Source organism: Bacteroides sp. 1001302B_160321_D4 (genome assembly GCF_015667765.1).
GTDB classification, from domain to species: domain Bacteria; phylum Bacteroidota; class Bacteroidia; order Bacteroidales; family Bacteroidaceae; genus Bacteroides; species Bacteroides xylanisolvens.
This window is the reverse complement of record NZ_JADPLO010000005.1, coordinates 20,068-39,796: the sequence shown is the minus strand read 5'-3', so window position 1 is coordinate 39,796 and position 19,729 is coordinate 20,068. Positions and strand designations below refer to the sequence as shown.

17 protein-coding genes are annotated in these 19,729 nt (G+C 42.8%); 7 read left to right on the top strand and 10 right to left on the bottom strand.

Annotation, left to right across the window (positions count from 1 at the left end; all coding sequences use genetic code 11):
- Positions 1 to 3: 3 nt before the first annotated feature.
- From nqrE to KFO40_RS03065, 6 genes are all read right to left on the bottom strand, one after another.
- Positions 4 to 630, bottom strand: coding sequence for an NADH:ubiquinone reductase (Na(+)-transporting) subunit E (gene nqrE / locus KFO40_RS03090; protein WP_004300390.1), 627 nt, complete (start codon positions 628 to 630; stop codon positions 4 to 6).
- Between the two features lie 110 nt (positions 631 to 740).
- On the bottom strand, positions 741 to 1,382 hold the full coding sequence (locus tag KFO40_RS03085) for an NADH:ubiquinone reductase (Na(+)-transporting) subunit D (protein ID WP_004326960.1): 642 nt from the start codon (positions 1,380 to 1,382) through the stop codon (positions 741 to 743).
- A gap of 21 nt (positions 1,383 to 1,403) precedes the next feature.
- Positions 1,404 to 2,078, bottom strand: a complete 675-nt coding sequence (locus KFO40_RS03080) for a Na(+)-translocating NADH-quinone reductase subunit C (RefSeq protein WP_004315905.1) — start codon at positions 2,076 to 2,078, stop codon at positions 1,404 to 1,406.
- 13 nt (positions 2,079 to 2,091) lie between these two features.
- Positions 2,092 to 3,264, bottom strand: coding sequence for an NADH:ubiquinone reductase (Na(+)-transporting) subunit B (locus tag KFO40_RS03075; RefSeq protein ID WP_004311620.1), 1,173 nt, complete (start codon positions 3,262 to 3,264; stop codon positions 2,092 to 2,094).
- A gap of 133 nt (positions 3,265 to 3,397) precedes the next feature.
- Positions 3,398 to 4,747: a Na(+)-translocating NADH-quinone reductase subunit A gene (locus tag KFO40_RS03070; RefSeq protein ID WP_032811845.1), complete on the bottom strand. Its 1,350-nt coding sequence runs from the start codon at positions 4,745 to 4,747 to the stop codon at positions 3,398 to 3,400.
- Between the two features lie 913 nt (positions 4,748 to 5,660).
- Positions 5,661 to 7,055 carry a C1 family peptidase gene (locus KFO40_RS03065; RefSeq protein WP_004315907.1) on the bottom strand — a complete coding sequence of 465 codons (1,395 nt, stop codon included), beginning with the start codon at positions 7,053 to 7,055 and terminating at the stop codon, positions 5,661 to 5,663.
- Positions 7,056 to 7,273: 218 nt separating this feature from the next.
- On the opposite strand from KFO40_RS03065, the gene KFO40_RS03060 reads away from it, so the two are divergent.
- The 7 genes from KFO40_RS03060 to KFO40_RS03030 all read left to right on the top strand — a co-directional run bounded on the left by KFO40_RS03060 (position 7,274) and on the right by KFO40_RS03030 (position 16,363).
- A complete protein-coding gene (locus KFO40_RS03060; RefSeq protein ID WP_195651404.1) occupies positions 7,274 to 8,545 on the top strand; it encodes a BamA/TamA family outer membrane protein in 1,272 nt (423 codons plus the stop codon).
- Between the two features lie 137 nt (positions 8,546 to 8,682).
- Positions 8,683 to 9,429, top strand: coding sequence for a TolC family protein (locus tag KFO40_RS03055; RefSeq protein WP_008017377.1), 747 nt, complete (start codon positions 8,683 to 8,685; stop codon positions 9,427 to 9,429).
- An 11-nt stretch (positions 9,430 to 9,440) separates the two neighbouring features.
- Positions 9,441 to 11,666: a GumC family protein gene (locus KFO40_RS03050; RefSeq protein WP_074557179.1), complete on the top strand. Its 2,226-nt coding sequence runs from the start codon at positions 9,441 to 9,443 to the stop codon at positions 11,664 to 11,666.
- Complete coding sequence (locus tag KFO40_RS03045; protein WP_004315911.1) at positions 11,656 to 12,954, top strand: O-antigen ligase family protein; 1,299 nt, start codon at positions 11,656 to 11,658, stop codon at positions 12,952 to 12,954. The genes KFO40_RS03050 and KFO40_RS03045 overlap by 11 nt, the downstream gene beginning before the upstream one ends.
- A gap of 9 nt (positions 12,955 to 12,963) precedes the next feature.
- A complete protein-coding gene (locus KFO40_RS03040; RefSeq protein ID WP_004315912.1) occupies positions 12,964 to 13,890 on the top strand; it encodes a glycosyltransferase family 2 protein in 927 nt (308 codons plus the stop codon).
- Between the two features lie 27 nt (positions 13,891 to 13,917).
- Positions 13,918 to 15,111: a glycosyltransferase gene (locus KFO40_RS03035; RefSeq protein ID WP_004315913.1), complete on the top strand. Its 1,194-nt coding sequence runs from the start codon at positions 13,918 to 13,920 to the stop codon at positions 15,109 to 15,111.
- A gap of 109 nt (positions 15,112 to 15,220) precedes the next feature.
- Positions 15,221 to 16,363 (top strand): glycosyltransferase family 4 protein, encoded by a 1,143-nt coding sequence (locus KFO40_RS03030; protein WP_004315914.1) that lies wholly within the window; start codon positions 15,221 to 15,223, stop codon positions 16,361 to 16,363.
- Between the two features lie 94 nt (positions 16,364 to 16,457).
- Here the strand turns inward: KFO40_RS03030 and KFO40_RS03025 are convergent, their stop codons facing one another.
- The 4 genes from KFO40_RS03025 to KFO40_RS03010 form a co-directional block, all read right to left on the bottom strand.
- Entirely contained in the window at positions 16,458 to 16,907 is a 450-nt protein-coding gene (locus KFO40_RS03025; RefSeq protein WP_008643849.1) for an N-acetylmuramoyl-L-alanine amidase, read from the bottom strand.
- Positions 16,908 to 16,911: 4 nt separating this feature from the next.
- The gene (locus KFO40_RS03020; RefSeq protein WP_004300375.1) at positions 16,912 to 17,217 is read right to left on the bottom strand and encodes a hypothetical protein; all 306 of its coding nucleotides are present in this window, start codon (positions 17,215 to 17,217) and stop codon (positions 16,912 to 16,914) included.
- Between the two features lie 56 nt (positions 17,218 to 17,273).
- Positions 17,274 to 17,816, bottom strand: a complete 543-nt coding sequence (locus KFO40_RS03015; protein ID WP_004300374.1) for an HU family DNA-binding protein — start codon at positions 17,814 to 17,816, stop codon at positions 17,274 to 17,276.
- Between the two features lie 185 nt (positions 17,817 to 18,001).
- Positions 18,002 to 19,561 carry an ATP-binding protein gene (locus KFO40_RS03010; RefSeq protein ID WP_004315916.1) on the bottom strand — a complete coding sequence of 520 codons (1,560 nt, stop codon included), beginning with the start codon at positions 19,559 to 19,561 and terminating at the stop codon, positions 18,002 to 18,004.
- Positions 19,562 to 19,729 lie beyond the last annotated feature (168 nt).

Genomic DNA, 19,729 nt, shown 5'->3' with positions numbered 1-19,729 from the left:
TTTTTAGATGTTCAAACCAGAGAAACACATAAATGCGATTGCCATCAGACCTACTGTGATAAATGTGATACCCAAGCCCTTCAACGGAGCAGGCACGTCAGAGTAAGCCATTTTCTCGCGGATAGCAGCCAGACCTACGATAGCGAGCAACCAACCGATACCGGAACCTAATGCATAAGAAAGAGCATCCCATACATCACCGATATATTTCGGGTCGCTCGGACCAAGGTTGATACGTTGTTGCATGAACAGAGAGGCACCCATGATGGCACAGTTAACAGCAATCAACGGCAGGAAGATACCCAGCGAAGCGTACAGCGAGGGGCTGAAACGTTCTACCACCATCTCCACCAGTTGCACAATACCGGCAATAACGGCAATGAAAAGAATAAAACTCAAGAAGCTAAGATCAACACCTTCAACAATAGCATTGGCAGCTAGCACCTTGGTTTGCAACAGATAGTTGACCGGAAGTGTCACCAGTAACACAAAAGTTACCGCAATACCCAGCCCTACGGCAGTCTTCACATTCTTCGAAACAGCCAAGTATGAACACATACCCAGGAAGAATGCGAATATCATGTTGTCCACAAAGATAGAGCGGACGAATAAACTTAATAAATGTTCCATAATTCTTTTTGATTTATGATTTATGATTTATAATTTATGATTCAGCAGACTTATCATGCGACTATGATTATAAGGCTAAACATAAATCATAATTCAGAAATCAGAAATAATTAATTACTTTCTTCTTGCAGTTCTTTGTGACGTGCACGTTGATACCATATAATGCAAGCTACGATAATCAATGCCATCGGTGGCATCAACATCAAACCGTTATTTACGTATCCGATATTCTGGATAGGTTCGTAGTTCAGGATATTGAAACCGAGCAATGTTCCCGATCCAAGCAGTTCGCGGAAGAAAGCAACGATAATCAAAATCTTGGCATATCCCAAACCGTTGCCCAGACCATCAAGGAAGGACTCCCAAGGACCATTCTGCATGGCAAATGCTTCCAGACGTCCCATCAGGATACAGTTGGTGATAATCAAACCTACATATACAGAAAGCTGAACACTTACATCATAAGCATACGCTTTCAAAATTTCACTTACAATAGTTACCAGAGCGGCTACCACTACCAACTGAACGATGATACGGATACGGTTAGGAATGGTTTTGCGCAACAATGAAATAACGACGTTAGCAAATGCAGTAATCACTGTTACCGAAAGTCCCATTACAATAGCAGGCTCCAGTTTTGCAGTAACAGCAAGTGCAGAACAGATACCGAGCACCTGTACGGTTACCGGGTTATCAATTCCCAACGGAGCAGAGAATACTTCTTTATTTCTCTTTGAAAACAGTTGTCCCATATTCTATCTTTCTCCTCCTTATTATTTAGTTAAAAAACTCAAGTAACTATTCAGGCAAGACTTCAACATGGCATCTACACCTACTGAAGTGATTGTACCACCGGAGATACCATCCACTTGGTAATCAGGTTTCTCTACCTTGCCATTTTTTACGACTCCCAAAGTGATAGCTCCATTTTCCAAAGTCTTCTTACCTACAAATTCATTTTGGAAATGGTCGGTTGCAATTTCAGCACCCAGACCCGGAGTTTCACTAGCGTGTGAGAAGTAAGTACCGTAAACGGTATCTTTATCTTCGTTCAGTGCAACGTATCCCCAGATAGCGCCCCAAAGACCGGCACCGTAAACAGGAACTACATATTTAGTCTGACCGTCCACTTCGCATACAAACACGTGCAGACGTTGTTGTTCTTTTGCTTCTTTCTCGTAGTTGGTAGCAAATTCGCCCGTATTTTCGGTCAGCGTACCGTCTACGTTCATCAGCATATCCCCTTTCACATATTTCTGATATTCAGCATCCGCATCTTCCACATTCTTAATGTTCAATGCAGCGAGGATTTGTTTCTTAGTGTCCAACTGCACATTCTTGTCTTGTGTAGATTTCAGTGAAGAACTAACGAATGCCAGCAGGAATGCTACGATAATAACCATTACCGAAGCATAAATGATAGTATAACTATTACTATTCGTATTCATTTTCTTTCGGTATTTATTGGTTAGACTTGATAGTGCGTTTCTCGCGACGGCTGATATTACTTTGTACTACACAGTAGTCAATCAGCGGAGCGAAGATGTTCATCAGCAGGATGGCAAGCATCATACCTTCCGGATAACCCGGATTCAATACGCGGATAACGATAGCCATCACACCGATCAGGAATCCAAAGATATATTTACCTCTTTCTGTACGTGCGGAAGTCACAGGGTCAGTAGCCATAAATACAGCACCGAAACAGAAACCACCGAGAACGAGGTGTTCGTACCAAGGCATTTGAGCCATTGTGTTGTTTTCCATGCCGATTGAGTTGAATACCCATGCCATGAATGCGCCACCGACGAATACGGAAATCATTGTCTTCCAGCTTGCAACACCTGTCCAAAGCAAGATAACGGCACCAATCAGGATAGCGATTACGCTGGTTTCACCAATAGAACCCGGAATCAGACCTGTGATCATATCCATGTTGAACGCAGGAACACTACCTGTTGTAGCAGCCTGTCCCAGTGGAGTGGCAACGGTGAGTCCGTCTACGCTTTGTCCTAAACCGAAGATGCTGTCGCCTGACACCCAAACGGCATCACCGGACATCTTGGTCGGGTATGCGAAGAACAGGAATGCACGAGTAATCAACGCAACGTTGAATACGTTCATACCTGTACCACCGAATACTTCTTTTGCGAAGATAACAGAGAATGCAGTAGCTACGGCAAGAATCCACAGCGGACAGTCTACCGGAACGATCATCGGGATCAGGATACCGGAAACAAGGAATCCTTCCTGGATTTCTTCTTTCTTCCATTGAGCTACGACGAACTCAATGCCAAGACCTACTACGTATGATACGATTATTTTAGGCAGTACTGCCAGGAATCCGTAGATAAACATTTCGATGAAGCTGCCAGTAGCACCTGTATGAGTGAAATGCTGGTAACCTACGTTGTACATACCGAACAGCAAAGCCGGTATTAACGAAATAACCACAATCGACATGATGCGCTTGCTATCGATTGCGTCATGTATGTGCGTTCCCGTTTTCGCAGTCTTGCTAGGCACGAACAGGAATGTTTCGAAGCCGTCAAATACCGACTGGAATGCGTGGAATTTGCCGCCCTCCTCAAAGTTCGGCTTTATCTTATCGAGATAATTTCTTAACGCTTTCATTTATTTAATTGAAAATTGAAAGTTGAGAGTTGAAAATTGGCTGTGCTGGGTTTATGCTGTATCCACAGAGAGCCGTTTCGCAAGATTTCAACTATCGCTTATTTTAATTTTTATTATTTAATCTCTTATTCGATTACGCCATTTCTGAACGGAGCATATCGAGTCCGACACGAACGATGCGTTGCAGTTCCATCTTTGAAGAGCAGACGAATTCGCAAAGGGCGAAGTCTTCGGGAGCTACTTCATAGATGCCGAGTGCTTCCATACGGTCGATGTCACCGGCGATAATTGCTTTAATCAGATATTCGGGTAGAATGTCCATTGGGAATACTCTATCGTATTCACCCGACATAATCATGTGACGTTCGCCACCTTTGATACGGGCATCCAACGTATATTCCTTCTTACCCATCAACCAGCTGAAATAAGAACGATTGGCACTGAACTGGTTGAAACGCGGCATGATCCATCCAAGCATTTCGTGAATGTCGTCACCTTCGGGGATAACAGTCAGTTGGCTATGGAATGCGCCCAAGAATCCGTTCGGGGATACTTGCTTTCCTGTCAGCACGTTACCGCTGATGTAGCGTAAATCTTTGTCTTTTGTTACATTGCCGGCAAACACGTTGGTGAGCAATGCGCCTACCTGTAGTTTGCAGTATGCAGGTTTCAACACTTCGGAACCTGTCACAGCTACTGTACGGGTGAAATCTACATGGCCTGTATTGAAGAGGCGACCGATGAAGATTACGGCTTGCGGATCAATAGTCCATACCGTTTCGCCCTTGGATACGGGGTCGAGGTGGTTGATCTGAACGCCTACATTACCTGCAGGGTTCGGTCCGTCGAATGCGGTGATTGTAACGTTCTTAGCCTGTGTCAGTGCAGCAGCGTTCTGTTTCACACTGATGTTCAGGTAGGTTTTTGCCAGTTTGGCAAGAGCATCAAGCCCTGTCTGGAAGTTTGCTTCTTCGCCTTTGAGGGCGAACTCGAAATCCGGAGCCAATGGATTGGTATCGAATGCGGAGATGAAGATTCCTTTCGGGGTTACCGTCGGATCTGCAATGATGTCATAAGGACGCTGTTTGATAAACGCGAAAAGTCCGGCTTCTAACAGAGCGGATTTCACAGCTTCAGCATCCATCGAAGCAACATTCTTTTTCCCAAAATCTTCATAGTCCTGCTCTGCAGCAGCTTCTACTACGATGTTCAATACCTTACGACGAGCACCACGTTCTACACTCGTCACCACGCCGCTCACCGGCGAAACAAATTTCACTTCAGGATGATACTTGTCGATAAACAAGGGTCCACCAGCCATTACATATTCCTGCTCTTTCACAACGACCTTAGGCGTCACTCCAGGAAAGTCATCGGGTACAAGTGCGTAGAATCCCGGTTCTTTTACTGTTGCGTACGTTTCAGCAGCTTTTCCTTTCAGGTTTATGTCAAGGCCTTTACGTAACTTTATTACATTTGCCATGCTATATAAAATAATGGTTTCATAAATTTGCCGCAAAAGTAATAAATAAGATTGGGATTCGGGAGGAAAAAAGAAAGGAATTACGGATATATTTCCGTAATTCCTTTCGTGTTCGTACACGTAAATCATCTTTCTCGTAATCATCTTTCTTTTGTCTTGAAACAAAAGAAAGAAGCAAAGAAAAATTCAAGGCTGACTTTTTTCTCCTACTCGCTTCCTTCACTTCGCTAAAGGGCAGAAACTCGCTACGCTCAAACAATCTGCCCTTCTTAACGCTACGTTACGGGCGCTCGCCTGACGGAGAAAAAAGTAGGCCGGGGAAAGCCGCCGGCTGGTCCGCTGTATGATATTCGTGAGGGGTATTAGGAAGGAATTCTCTGTATATTTCTATTTTTCTATCTCTACTATTATATCGTATTCTATATCTCTATTATATATTGTTCAGCTTTGCTATATTTAGTCGTATAACGTCTGCGGCTTTTATATAGCAAAGCATTTTTATTAGTAGCATTTGTAATATGCAAAGTTCTTTAGATAATGTGCTTTTTATGCTGGAAGTTCTTCATGCTGCAAAATCTCTTATTTAGAAAAGTATTCTATACTATAAATCCTTCCACACTGCAGAACTAAAACCTCTTATTCAGCAAAGTTTCATGCTATACATCCTTTAAAACAATGCAATCTTCCGTATACCAAAGGCCGCCACGCCGCACGGGGTCCCCGGCCTCGTTTTTCCGGCGTCAAGCGCAGGTGTTTCCTTCGGCGTTAAGAAGGGCAGACTGTTTGAGCGTAGCGAGTTTCTGCCCTTTAGCCGGAGGAAGCACCGGAGTAGCCGGAAAAACGCAGCCTTGATTCTTTCTTTTTGGTTCTTTTTCTTTCGTATCAAGACGAAAGAAAAAGAATATTCAGCAAACTATTCAGCAAACATAGGATCCCAAGCAGGAAGTCGGATAGGCTTCTGTTTCAACACCTCGAGAGCTTTTTTCGATGCATATTTCGTTTCTACTACTAGACGGAACATATATTCGTTAAACCAATCATCTGTCATAATGAGATAGCCCTGATAACCGGCGGCGGGTCCCCAACTATTTTCAACCATCCATTTCGTCGGTTTTCCATTTTTGTCAAGATCGACGGCCATAAGAGTCATGGCGTGACTGGAGCCACTGGCAAAACTTTGGATACGTTGCTTCTTGTTCATGCCAAAAGAAGTACCCATAAGAGATTCGTAGTCGTAGTTTTTGACATCCAGCAGACCACGGTCAGAGTTTAGAAACTTACCTACATCGCAAGAAAAATACATCATCGTGCTATCCTTGAGAGAAGAAATAGCCATTTCTTTGATATCCTCGATGGGAAGATTGACATAAGTCCAGTTTTTGCCGTCGTAACGGTGGCGGTCGTAATCTATCTCATAACACTTATAATATTCACGGCTCGGATCGTTCATTAACATGACATAATTATCAATCAGTTTTTCGTCACCATACTTTTTCAGGAAAGAAAGCGGAGTGTAAGTTTCGGTAGACACAGGCTCACCCTTAGCGTTATATTCAGTCCAGGTAAATTCAGTAGGAGGAACACCGAGATTCAACACTAACATGCGGTAGATGGTGCTCAACATCTCTGTTTTTGTTTTCTCAAGGGCAGCAGGCTTGACACCTTGCGCAGCGAGATCACGGAGTTGAAGCCCCTGTTCACGAAGTTTCAGGGCGATCAGACCTGCCATACGGGAGGTATTTTCACTACTGTTGGTTTCCGGCATCACATCTTTGGGAACAAGCCCGTATTTACTGACAATATCGGCTACACCGGTGAATGTTCCACCGTCACTCAAAGGATTACGGAAGAGCCATTCCACCATTTTATCATCCATCGGCTTACTGCTGGTATCGATAATACCTTGTAGAAAGAGGTTGGCTTTCTCCAGTTGGTCGAAGAAGAAAGGATAAGTTTGCGAGAATTCGAAGGAACCGAGGTTATGCTTGGCGATCGCTTTGGCACGCATCACATTCAAACCTGTAAAAAGCCAGCAACGACCAGAAGATTTTTGGTCGGTGATACCTTTAGAAGACACTTTGATAGAAAAATGCGTATCCATGCCTTTCAGGTTATCCTGGTTGAGAGCCAGTTTACGGATGTCGTTGTTGCCGATGGCGTTGCGAATAGCCTTGTCGGTGGGAGTGTTTGCATAACTCTGCTTGATTTGTTGCATCATGGAGTCGCTGATGCCTCCTTTCACTTCTTGCGCTTGTGTAGAATAAGAAAAAGCACAGAAAACAAAAATTGATAAAATCTGTTTATTCATTTGATATAAATAATTAATTAATAGGCTGACGGATCATGATATGCTAACAAATATTGTTTTAGTGTATGGGATTAAATCATGCAATTTTATTTACCAGCATATCGAAAAACATCTTATTCTGCAAAAATACGATTCTTTTTTAGATTTATTATCTAAGAACATCAAAACTAATCGGAATAAAATAGTTTTCTTTGCAGTCGAATTCCTCAAAGAGAAATATGAAGAAATATATAATAGGAATATTGGTGATGCTTCCATCCATCAATATGATGTCAGCTACGGCTGATAGTACGGCAGTAAAAAGCGATGAACTGCAAATGTCTACAACTTCTATCAGTGATACTACTCCTACAGATTTTGAAGGCGCCCCGTCAGACACCATTCCTGCCCTTTCCAAGCGCGAGTTGCGTCGCCAGCGCGTGGCAAACCGGAATTTGCACTATAACATATTAGGTGGTCCCAGTTATACGCCGGACTTCGGTTTATTAGTAGGCGGTAGCGCACTGATGACGTTTCGGATGAATCCGAGTGATACCACTCAACGGCGTTCAGTAGTGCCAATGGCCATCGCCTTGATGTTCAAGGGCGGCTTGAATCTGATGACGAAACCACAGCTCTTCTTTAAAGGCGACCGTTTCCGTATCTTCGGAACCTTCTCTTATAAAAATACAATCGAGAATTTTTATGGCATCGGATATTCCACTAATAAAGATTATGAACGTGGAGAAGATACCAGCGAGTACCGTTATAGCGGCATTCAAGTAAACCCCTGGTTCTTGTTCCGTTTGGGAGAAAGTAATTTCTTTGCAGGTCCTCAAGTCGATTTGAACTATGACAAGATAACTAAACCGGCTGCCGAGATGGTTAATGAGCCCTCGTACATTGCGGCAGGAGGTACGGAGCACGGATACAAAAATTTCAGTTCGGGACTCGGCTTCCTATTGACGTATGACACACGTGATATTCCCGCCAATGCTTATAACGGAACTTACCTTGACTTCCGGGGAATGATGTACAATAAAACGTTCGGCAGTGATAATAACTTTTACCGATTGGAAATAGATTACCGCCAATACAAAACAGTAGGCCGCCGCAAGGTGATAGCCTGGACAGTGCAAAGCAAAAACGCATTCGGAGATGTACCCCTAACAAAATATGTACTTAGTGGAACCCCCTTCGATCTTCGCGGTTACTACATGGGACAGTTTCGCGACAAGTCCTCGCATGTCATGATGGCCGAATACCGCCAGATGATAAATACGGACAAAAGCACTTGGATAAAAAAGATGTTAAGTCATATAGGATATGTAGCCTGGGGAGGATGCGGTTTCATGGGACCCACTCCGGGCAAGATAGAAGGTGTGCTTCCCAACCTCGGATTGGGATTACGTATCGAAGTTCAACCCCGTATGAATGTACGCCTTGATTTCGGCAGAGACATGGTGAACAAGCAGAATTTGTTCTACTTCAACATGACAGAAGCCTTTTGACGCCATTTACGCGACAAATTGTGCACAATTTACAAGAAAGATTGTAAAATAGATAATAAAAGACTGCACATAAATGAAATTAATCCTTATATTTGCGCAAGCTATAACACAGCAAGAGCAAATAATAGGATTTTTTTATGAAGCAATTTATATATTTTTTTTCGGGGTTATTACTTCTGTTCATCTCTACCACCCGTGTAGTTGCACAAGAAGTGTCTGACTATTCTCAACTAAGTGAAGAAGATTATAGTAAAATAGTTCTCCCCCCACTATCAGTTTTATTCGAAAATGCCAAGAACAGCCCCATTTATGAGATGGCGGACGTAAAGGCGAGAATTGAGCGCAAATTACTCCAAAAAGAGAAATGGTCATTTCTAGGTTTCTTCAGTTTACGGGGGAGCTATCAATACGGAATGTTCGGTAATGAGTCCACCTATACGGACGTGGCAGTCGCCCCATATCTTACCTACTCCACTCAAGCGCAAAATGGTTACACAGTAGGTGCAGGTCTAAGTATTCCATTGAACGATTTATTCGACCTCAAAGGACGTGTCAGTCGGCAAAGACTCACACTGCGGAGTGCGGAACTAGAACGAGAAATGAAGTATGACGAAATCAAAAAAAGTATTATTGAAATGTACACAATGGCAATTTCGCAGATGAAAGTTCTTCAAATGAGGAGTGAAAGTTTGGTGCTAGCTAATGTGCAATACGAAATTTCTGAAAAGAACTTTGCCAATGGTACTATTGAGTCTACCGATTTATCTACAGATAAGGAAAGGCAATCTCAAGCCCGTGAGGCATATGAGAATAGCAAGTTCGAATTAACAAAGAGTTTAATGATACTCGAAGTTATTTCACGCACTCCCATCATACGAAAATAAAAGATTAAGATATGAACTATATCATTTCTATCATACGAGCCCTATTTCGTCATCGCTGGCTGATATTGCTAGGAACCACTTTCTTCACATTGCTGGTTATTTACTACACACGACATATGCAAGGAGGATATGATGTAAAAGCCACATTATACACAGGGGTAGCTTCAGGTTATAATCTAGAAAGTGACAAACGCACAGACTGGGCAACAGTACAAAACTCAATGGACAATTTGATCAGCATCATGCAGGCCGAAAGTACGTTGAAGAGAGTATGTCTACGATTATTTGCGCGAATTCTTATTCAGGGTAACCCGGATAAAGAAAATAACGGTATTACCGCTTCCAGCTATAACTATACCTACAATCACTTGAAAAATAGTCCGAATGGAGCTGAAATTCTAAAACTAATCGACAAGTCGAGTGAAGATAAGACAGTAGCTAATCTGGAAAAATATATGCGTCCACATAGAGATAACTATATCTATGGATTATTTTACTACAATCACCCTTTTTATAGCTATAATGCCCTGAAAAACATCAAAGTACAGCGTCGATTGACCAGTGATTTGTTGGATATCAGCTATTCATCCGGTGATCCAGGCATCGTCTACAATACAGTGAGTATCTTAATGGACGAATTTGTAGAAGAATATCGTCGCATTCGTTATGGAGAGACGGACAAAGTAATCAAATACTTTGAAGAAGAGTTGAAGCGCATCGGAAAGAAACTAAACTTAGAAGAAGAAGACCTAACAAAGTATAATGTAGAAAAACGCATTATCAACTACATTGACGAGACCAAAGAAATAGCCGCCATCAGTAAAGAATACGAGCTGAGAGAGCAAGACGCACTTTTTGCTTTTAATAGTAGCAAATCCATGCTTGAAGAACTAGAAAAGCATATGGACAGTAATGCAAAACAGGTGCTCAAGAACATGGAATTTGTAGACAAACTGAGAGAAGCTTCCAGCATTACCGGCAGAATATCGGAGGCTGAAGCGATGACTGTTTCCTCAAAAACAGACGATCAGACCTTGATAAATGAAAAGAAACGGCTCTCTGAAATCAAACAAGAATTAAATGACTTAACATCCTCCTATATCGGCCATAAATATACCAAAGAGGGCGCTTCGAGAACCAATATCATCGACCAATGGCTGGAACAAACGCTACTATACGAGAAAGCCAAAGCTGAATTACAGATTGTACAGAATGCACGCAGTGAATTGAATGACCGATATGTTTTTTTTGCACCGGTAGGTACTACCATCAAGCAAAAAGAGCGCATGATAAATTTCACCGAACGCAACTACCTCACTGTACTTCAAAGTTATAATGAAGCCTTACTGAGAAAGAAAAATCTAGAAATGACTTCTGCCACTTTGAAAGTACTCAACGAGCCGACTTATCCGATTTCGTCCAACTCAACCAATCGGAAACAGATTGTTATAGCTGCCTGTGCAGTCAGTTTTCTCATCATAGTCGCTTTGTTGTTACTAGTCGAAATGCTTGACAGAACTTTACGAGATGCCAGCCGTACCAGGCGAGTCACCGGGTTTAAGGTAATAGGCGCTATTCCCAATACAAGCCCCTCTCGCTATGGAGGTCTGACCAAGACTTATGTTCAGCTTTCCGTAAAAGAATTGAGCAATTCGCTACTTCGCTTCCTGACTAAGCGCAAGTCTCCCGGCGTATTCATCATCAACCTTTTCAGCACCAGTGACAATTCCGGAGAAGAAGAATTGGGAAATTTAATCTGTGGATATATGCAAAGCCGGATGTTAAATGCCAGGTTTATCACCTATGGAGTAGATTTTAATACAGACTCGACCCAATTTCTGCTAGCCAAGAGTATTACAGACTTTTACACTTTGCAAGGAGAAGATGTGCTGATAGTTGCTTATCCGCCATTATCGACCAGCAATATTCCGAGTGCTCTGTTACATGATGCCAACGCCAATATTCTAGTAGCTTCGGCAGACCGTGGCTGGAAAACTATTGATAAACAGCTTTGCGAACAACTTACGCAGCAACTGGGTAAGACGGATGTCCCATTCCGTATATGCCTCACAAATGCGAACCGTGACGCAGTAGAAGACTTTACCGGACAACTTCCACCCCATACATTACTGCGTAGAATCGGCTATCGTCTCAGTCAGTTATCATTAACAGAAAAAATCATATTCAATCTCAGAAGAAAAGCCAAAGAAGCAGCAGACGAGGACGATGACGAATAAAGTAACCGCTTTCCACCTCCTGCTTGCCGCACAGTTCGCGCTAATCGCAGCAAGTATGTTCGTAAACATCAAGATAGGATTATTCTCAATGGTGCTTATCTTATTGTTTACTACGATCTGTCTGATACAACTCGGCAATGACGAGCGCACTAACTGGAAACCCGGACAAAATATAATGACCTATTTCTTCATTGTCTGGTTATTGTTTTATATACTGGAAATACTGAATCCAAACAATGTTATGGCAGCCTGGAATATTAACCTCACTCCATACGCTCTCACCCCCTTGATCTGTGCATTCGTCGTTCCGATCGTAATACGTACCAAAAAAGATATTGAACTATTATTAATTATATGGTCAATATTTGTTTTGATATTCACCCTAAAAGGTTATTGGCAGAAGAATCATGGATTCAGTTCTAAAGATCTTTATTTCTTACACGTAGTGGGAGGTGCACGTACTCACATTATCTGGTCAGGCATTCGCTATTTCTCTTGTTTCTCTGATGCAGCCAATTATGGTGTTCATGCTGCCATGTCTACTGTGACCTTTGCCATTGCCTCATTCTTTGTTGACTCCAGATGGAAACGCATCTACTTCCTTTTTATTGCTTTTTGCGGCATTTATGGAATGGGAATCTCCGGAACACGCTCTGCCATGGGCGTTCTTATGGGTGGCATGCTGATGATAACCGTCATAGCAAAGAATTGGAAAGCATTACTGGGAGGTATATTCATATCTATCAGCATTTTCGCATTTTTCTATTATACCAACATCGGGAGCGGAAACCAATACATTCACAAAATGCGTTCCTCTTTCCATCCTACCGAAGATGCTTCATACCTCGTACGTGTCGAAAACAGGATGCGAATGAAAGAATTGATGGCAAAGAAGCCTATCGGATATGGTGTTGGGCTTTCAACCGGAAATTTCGAACCGAAAGAGCAAATGCCCTATCCTCCGGATTCATGGTTAGTCGGCGTATGGGTAGAAACAGGAATTGTCGGACTCATTCTTTATCTGGGTATACATGGCATTCTATTCGCTTGGTGCTCATGGCTACTGATGTTTAAAGTACGCAATAAGAGCTTGCGCGGATTAGTGGCAGCCTGGCTTTGTATGGATGCCGGTTATTTCATAGCGGCCTATGTCAACGACGTAATGCAGTATCCCAATCCATTGACTGTATATATAGGATTCGCACTCTGTTTTGCCGCTCCTCATATAGACAAGCGCATCAGTGAAGAAGAGAAAGAAAAAGAACTAGTAGCCACTCAAAAAAACTGACGAACAAATATGACAAACAATATTCCAGACATATCATTTATCACAATCTGCTACAACGGATTCAAAGACACATGCGAACTAATAGAATCACTACAGAATAAAATACATTCTGTAAGTTATGAAATCATCGTCGTAGACAATGCTTCACATGAAAACGAAGCAGCTAAAATACATCAACTGTATCCCACCGTTGTCGCTATCCGCAGCAATGAGAACAGTGGTTTTTCCGGTGGAAATAATATCGGCATCCAGGTAGCAAAAGGTAAATACATATTCCTTATTAATAATGATACATATATTGAATCAGACCATATCGCCTATCTCGTAGAACGCCTTGAAAGTCGACCGGAGATTGGAGGTGTATCCCCCAAGATACGCTTTGCATTTCCACCCCAGCATATACAATTTGCCGGATTCACTCCCTTGTCGCAAATCACCCTACGTAACCATATGCTGGGCTTCGATTGTCCAGACGATGGAACATTCGACACTCCCCACACCACCCCCTATCTGCATGGGGCAGCAATGATGTTTAAACGGGAAGTCATTGAAAAAATAGGAATGATGCCCGAGATATTTTTTCTCTACTATGAAGAACTAGACTGGAGCACAAGCATGACCCGTGCCGGATATGAACTGTGGTACGATCCCTGCTGTACCATTTTTCATAAAGAAAGCCAGAGCACTGGGCAACTTAGTAAATTGCGTACTTATTATCTGACACGCAACCGCCTGTTCTATGCCCGGCGCAATCTGAAAGGGTTCAACCGCATCGCCTCCATTATTTATCAGAGCACCGTAGCTGCTACAAAGAATAGTTTGGCTTTCATCCTCAAAGGGCGTTTCGACTTGGCGGCAGCCATATTCTATGGAGTAAACTCCGGACTTCTTCGCCCGTCATCCGACAAAAAGAGCGTTGTCTCACCCGATAAATAAAACGTTGTGTCATAAATTCCAAATACTATGAATATCGTCGACTGGATTCTTTTTGTACTTTTCGCGCTTTGCGTATGTTATCTGTTGCTATACGCCATTGCTTCCAAGTTCTACCGGGTCCCTGAATTTCCGGAAGCCCGCACCCTACGACGTTTCGTCATACTCTTCCCGGCTTATAAAGAAGACCGGGTAATCGTCTCTTCCGTACGCAGTTTCCTGAGACAGGAATATCCGAAAGAAATGTTTGATATCATCGTTATCTCCGACCAGATGCAGTCTGCCACCAACGAGCTCTTGCGTTCCTTGCCTATCCGATTGTTGATAGCCGACTATAAAGACAGCTCCAAAGCCAAAGCACTGACAATGGCAATGGATGCCATTGACGGAATACCCTACGATGTAGTAGTTATCATGGACGCCGATAATCTGACTTCCCCGCACTTCCTGACAGCGGTAAACCGTGCATTCGACAGCGGTGTGCGGTGCATACAAGCCCACCGAACCGGCCAAAATCTGAATACTGACATTTCTGTTCTGGATGGCATCAGCGAAGAAATTAATAATGGCATCTTCCGCAGCGGACACAATGCACTAGGACTTTCAGCCGCATTATCCGGTTCAGGAATGGCTTTTGAAGCCGACTGGTTCCGGAAAAACGTCCGACTTCTTGAAACGGCAGGCGAAGACAAGGAATTAGAAGTACTTCTTCTGCAACAGCGCATTCACACCACCTACCTACCGGAAATACCAATTTATGACGAAAAAACGCAGAAAGAAGAAGCCATCAGCAATCAGCGAAAACGCTGGATAGCTGCACAATTCGGCATTCTCCGCAGTTCATTGTCCGGATTACAGAAAGCAATCCGCCAAGGTAACATTGACTACTGCGACAAGATAATTCAATGGATGCTACCCCCAAGACTGATCCAAATAGCAGGTGTTTTCGGACTGACATTTATTTTCACAGCCATCGGTATCTGGCTAAGTCTGAAAGGCGATTCCGGAAACGAATGGATGATAGCCATAAAATGGTGGATATTATCCATAGCCCAGATAGTAGCAATGATATTGCCCATACCTGGAAATCTGCTAAACAAACGATTGGGTAAAGCAATTATAAAAATCCCAATACTGGCACTCACTACCATCGGCAATTTGTTCAAGTTGAAAGGAGCTTATAAAAAATTTATCCATACAGAACATGGAGAAGGCCATTTTTAAAGAAAATTTTCTTGAAAAGCAAGAGAATATTTATAAAAAAATGAGACTCCCTAGAAACAAAAAACTTATATAAAAGAGAAAACATCACCACCACTAAAAAAGAAAGAATATGAAAATAGCCATTGAAGCACAGCGCATTTTCCGCCCCAACAAGCATGGAATGGATTTTGTTGCTCTTGAAACAATTCGGGAACTACAAAAAATGGATCATGAAAATGAATATTTCATTTTTGTCAGTCCCGGTGAAGACAAGTGTCTGGAAAGTTCCGATAACGTACATATCATCGAGCTGAAATGCCCTACTTATCCATTGTGGGAACAGGTAGCACTCCCGCGTGCAGTAAAAAGCATCAAGCCCGATTTGCTGCATTGCACCAGCAACACGGCTCCTCTACACTGCCCTGTGCCTCTGGTTCTAACATTGCACGATATAATCTATCTGGAAAAGCGCCAGTCGTCCAGCCTGTCGTGGTATCAAGAGATGGGATGGCATTATCGCCGGTTAGTCGTTCCGCGCATACTCCCCAAGTGCGAGAAAATTATTACCGTTTCGCAGTTCGAACGGAAACGGATTCTTGAAGCGTTACATCTGCCGGAAAAGCAATTAGTAGCTGTATATAACGGGTTCAACAGTCATTTCCATTTGCAGCCCAAAGCTCCGGAAATTACCCGGAAATATATCGATGCAGACGAATATCTGTTTTTTCTAGGAAACACGGATCCGAAAAAGAATACTCCGAGAGTACTGAAAGCGTACAGCGGATATTTGAAAAAATCGGCAAAGAAGTTACCATTACTGATTGCCGACCTTAAAGAAGATGCCATTGACCGGATATTGGAAGAAGAAAAGATGATGGATATCAAAAGTTATCTCAGCTTCCCCGGCTACATTGAGAATACCGACCTTGCAGCGCTCTACAGTGGTGCATTCGCATTTCTATATCCCTCACTTCGCGAAAGTTTCGGTATCCCGATGCTGGAAGCGATGGCTTGCGGAACACCAATCATTGCAGGAAATACTTCAGCAATGCCCGAAATTGCAGGTGATGGGGCTTTATTGGTTGATCCATTCAGTCCCGAAGATATCACAGCAAAAATCTTGAAACTAGAAAATGACGGGACATTCTACCAGCAACAAGTGGAATACGGGCTTAAGCGCAGCCAGATGTTTTCGTGGAGAAACACAGCAGAATCGTTATTGAGTATATATAAGGAACTTTCTTTATCAAACATCTGCCCCGTGTCTAAGTAAAACTCACCGGAAAATAACCTAAGAAATGATAAAACGAGAAAAGACTTGTGACAAGTATTTATGTACTCGGTCACAAGTCTTTCTATAGAGTACATTACATTTTTGAGCAGAATTCTTTCACTTCGAAGCACGGACACGCTTTAATCCACTCTTCGGGTTCGATCTCTCCGTTTCCGTTCAGGTCCGGACTTAGATCCCGATGTCCGCACACCCGGCAACCGGGATAGTCGCGCAGGAGTGCAAGGATCAGCACCCGCATCGAATGAATCTGCCATTCGGTACGTGTATCGGCGGGATGACCGTGGCAGTCAAGTCCGCCCTCATAACAAATGCCAATACTGTTCTGGTTGTGTCCTTTTGCGTGCGCACCGATTCGTTCAATCTCACGGGTGGTCTTTATATCTCCATTTTTACGGATATAAAAATGATACCCCGTCCCGTTGAAACCACGCCGACGGTGGCACACTTCCAAATCATCTTCCGTAAAATCCCTGTCCGCCCTTGTGGCGGAACAGTGGATCACAATCAAGTTGATGGTTCGCATAAATTCATCCCTCCGTTTCAGTGACCATCTGTACTCGTTGCACACATTCCTTGCTACTACACTGCAGAGCCGCAGCTTGCGTCAGCTGTCCTCTCAACGAGAAAATCTCCGCGTGCATCTCTTTCACTTTCGAACTAAGGTCGAAATAATCCTTCAACACTTTCTCCAACTGCTGCATCAGAAAAGTATACTGGTCTTTCACTAGTTCACTGAACTCTTTCACTTCTTGCGCCATCATCTGGCGCTTCTTGCGGCTACTGCCCAGAAAAGGCAGAATCGTCATGATGATTTCGATAATTTTATCTAACATTTTAATAGATTGAGATGATAAATTAATAAATTGAGAACAGAGTCAATCAAAGCGGTTTATGCTGCCGGATCCGGAGCTTCTCCTCCACCGCTACCACCACCGGGTTCTCCCCCATCGCCTTTACCATCATCATCGGAGCCGTCACCGCCGTTTCCTCCGGCAGCGGACTTCTTCTCCGTATACAATTCGAACATCATGTTATTATCCCCGCCACGAGTAGTTGCCGTGCTGTCATTGGCAAGACGCAATGAGTTGTCGACTTTGAAACGGAGATTGATGCGAGTGATATTTTTCACCGTACAATCCTTTTCCTGTTCCACACCCGGACAGGTCAGCGTGGTATAAAAAATACCCAGTCCATCCACTTTCACCTTATTCCCTGCCACAAGCACTTTTTTCATCGCACGGACAAAGGATTTCATCACATGCGACACGTCTTCCACCGAAAGCGACCCGATAGACTCGATTTCCTGTGCCAGTGAATCAATTGAATAGATTTTCGACTCTCCAGCCTTAGGCTTGAGAAGATACATCATCGGTGATTTATCATCACCGAGCCGTTTTCTGCGCTTGTAGCGCACAACTGTAACTGTTGCCATATTTAAAAATTGTTTCTACGAAAAGAAGTACATTCTCCCTTTCTGTTGATGAAACAAAGATACGACAACACATTGACGACTTACCGGATTGCACCGGACTACACCGGATTATGCCGGATTAAAACGGATTACACCGAATTATACCGAAATATGTGGAAATATGTAGGAATATGTAAGATTATTCCCTAGTTTTCAATGATCCATTCTCCAATAGTTCGCGTACTACTGTCGAAATTAACTCCCACTTTGATAACTTTCCGATGATCTGCCTGATAAGGAATCGCATACTGCTTACTATTGATCTGTGCCAACGCTTCTTCAGGAGTACCGTCTACTTTGAATTCAAATACATAGATAGCCTCCTGCATCTTTATCACAACATCAGCCCTGCCAACAGCGCTCTTTACTTCTGCATCCACATATTGCCCCATCAACCGGAACAGGAGGTAGAAGATGGTCTGATAGTGTTTCTCCTCCTTATTATTCATATCATTGGGGATAGAGGCGAAAAATGATTTGATCCGCTCCATACATTGATCCAGATTGCCGACCCGTAAGTCTTTGATAAACGATACTACATAAAATGTATTCTCGCGAGCAGGCAAATGCACATAAGCCGGCATTAATGATTCGATAAAGCCTTTCCGAACTTCTTTGTTAGGATAAGCCAACGTATAGATCTGAAAATCCCGATCATATTCTTTAATAGTGAGATAACCGCTTTGGTAAAGTACCGGAAGCGGGTCTGTAATGACATTGGTAGGTGCATCAAACTGCTCGGCAGTAGCCGAAACGCCATCCAGTTGACGAATATCGAAATCGCTTTGCTGCAAGATGTCTATCAGGAAAGTGGGAGTGCCGGTAGAGAACCAGAAATTGGCATATTTCTTTTGAGCAAATGCATTAAACAAACTAAACGGATTGTAAATGTCTTCACTATTTTCACTGAAATGATACCCATCATACTGTTGTTTCAAATGTATACACGCTTCATCATACGTTTCACCGTTCGCCTCGGCCATCCTTCTTATATCTTCTTCCAACTGTGTACGCAATTCATTTTCCGTTATACCGCAAATGGCACTATAAGCATCTTGCATACTTATGTTCTGAAGATTGTTCAATTCACTAAAGATGCTCATCTGACTAAATTTACTGATACCGGTCAGGAAAAGAAAACGAAGATATTCTCCCTGCGCTTTCAACGGACTGAAAAAGTCGCGCATGATGCCACGTATTTCAGCTTGCAACTCCTCATTGTTGTTGCTATCCAACATAGGAGAATCATATTCGTCTACAAGTAACACAACCTGACGCCCGCTCTGCTCGTAAGCACGTTTGATAATACCTTTCAGACGGAGACTGAAAGTGTCTTCGCTCGTGTCACATCCGTAAATTCGTTCCCATTCCACCAAGCGATTGTTGATAGCGGAGCGCAGCATCCCCGCATTCATATACTTACTGATACTGAAATCAATATGCAACACGGGATAAACCGTCCAGTCTTTCTCCAACTGTTCCATCATCAGCCCCTTGAACAGGTCTTTTTTACCAGAGAAATAGGCTTCAAGAGTGGAAACTAACAGACTCTTTCCAAAGCGTCGGGGACGGCTAAGAAAATAAGTCGTATGTGTATTTACCAAACGATAAATCAACTCTGTCTTATCAATATACACACAATTATCATTGCGTAGTCTCTCGAAACTCTGTATCCCTATCGGATAACGCCTGAATATTCCTTCCATCCTTTTTCTATGCTTTTAACGTGAAACGTAAACAAAGATACGATAAATTTCAAGAATCGGTATTCTATTAGTATCAATTCTTTTATGAATACGCCCGAACATCCGCTCTCAAAATTTGCCTATTCCACTAAAAATGAGTAACTTTACTTCAAATATAACAATCTAAAG

Bases quoted from the DNA above. Each gene is read 5' to 3' on its own strand.
- KFO40_RS03045 (WP_004315911.1), top strand. From the start codon at position 11,656: ATGACGAATAAAGTAACCGCTTTCCACCTCCTGCTTGCCGCACAGTTC.
- KFO40_RS03035 (WP_004315913.1), top strand. From the start codon at position 13,918: ATGAATATCGTCGACTGGATTCTTTTTGTACTTTTCGCGCTTTGCGTA.
- KFO40_RS03075 (WP_004311620.1), bottom strand. From the start codon at position 3,264: ATGAAAGCGTTAAGAAATTATCTCGATAAGATAAAGCCGAACTTTGAG.
- KFO40_RS03030 (WP_004315914.1), top strand. From the start codon at position 15,221: ATGAAAATAGCCATTGAAGCACAGCGCATTTTCCGCCCCAACAAGCAT.
- KFO40_RS03015 (WP_004300374.1), bottom strand. From the start codon at position 17,816: ATGGCAACAGTTACAGTTGTGCGCTACAAGCGCAGAAAACGGCTCGGT.
- KFO40_RS03060 (WP_195651404.1), top strand. From the start codon at position 7,274: ATGAAGAAATATATAATAGGAATATTGGTGATGCTTCCATCCATCAAT.
- KFO40_RS03055 (WP_008017377.1), top strand. From the start codon at position 8,683: ATGAAGCAATTTATATATTTTTTTTCGGGGTTATTACTTCTGTTCATC.
- KFO40_RS03065 (WP_004315907.1), bottom strand. From the start codon at position 7,055: ATGAATAAACAGATTTTATCAATTTTTGTTTTCTGTGCTTTTTCTTAT.
- KFO40_RS03025 (WP_008643849.1), bottom strand. From the start codon at position 16,907: ATGCGAACCATCAACTTGATTGTGATCCACTGTTCCGCCACAAGGGCG.
- KFO40_RS03020 (WP_004300375.1), bottom strand. From the start codon at position 17,217: ATGTTAGATAAAATTATCGAAATCATCATGACGATTCTGCCTTTTCTG.
- KFO40_RS03070 (WP_032811845.1), bottom strand. From the start codon at position 4,747: ATGGCAAATGTAATAAAGTTACGTAAAGGCCTTGACATAAACCTGAAA.
- KFO40_RS03080 (WP_004315905.1), bottom strand. From the start codon at position 2,078: ATGAATACGAATAGTAATAGTTATACTATCATTTATGCTTCGGTAATG.
- KFO40_RS03040 (WP_004315912.1), top strand. From the start codon at position 12,964: ATGACAAACAATATTCCAGACATATCATTTATCACAATCTGCTACAAC.
- KFO40_RS03050 (WP_074557179.1), top strand. From the start codon at position 9,441: ATGAACTATATCATTTCTATCATACGAGCCCTATTTCGTCATCGCTGG.
- KFO40_RS03010 (WP_004315916.1), bottom strand. From the start codon at position 19,561: ATGGAAGGAATATTCAGGCGTTATCCGATAGGGATACAGAGTTTCGAG.
- nqrE (WP_004300390.1), bottom strand. From the start codon at position 630: ATGGAACATTTATTAAGTTTATTCGTCCGCTCTATCTTTGTGGACAAC.
- KFO40_RS03085 (WP_004326960.1), bottom strand. From the start codon at position 1,382: ATGGGACAACTGTTTTCAAAGAGAAATAAAGAAGTATTCTCTGCTCCG.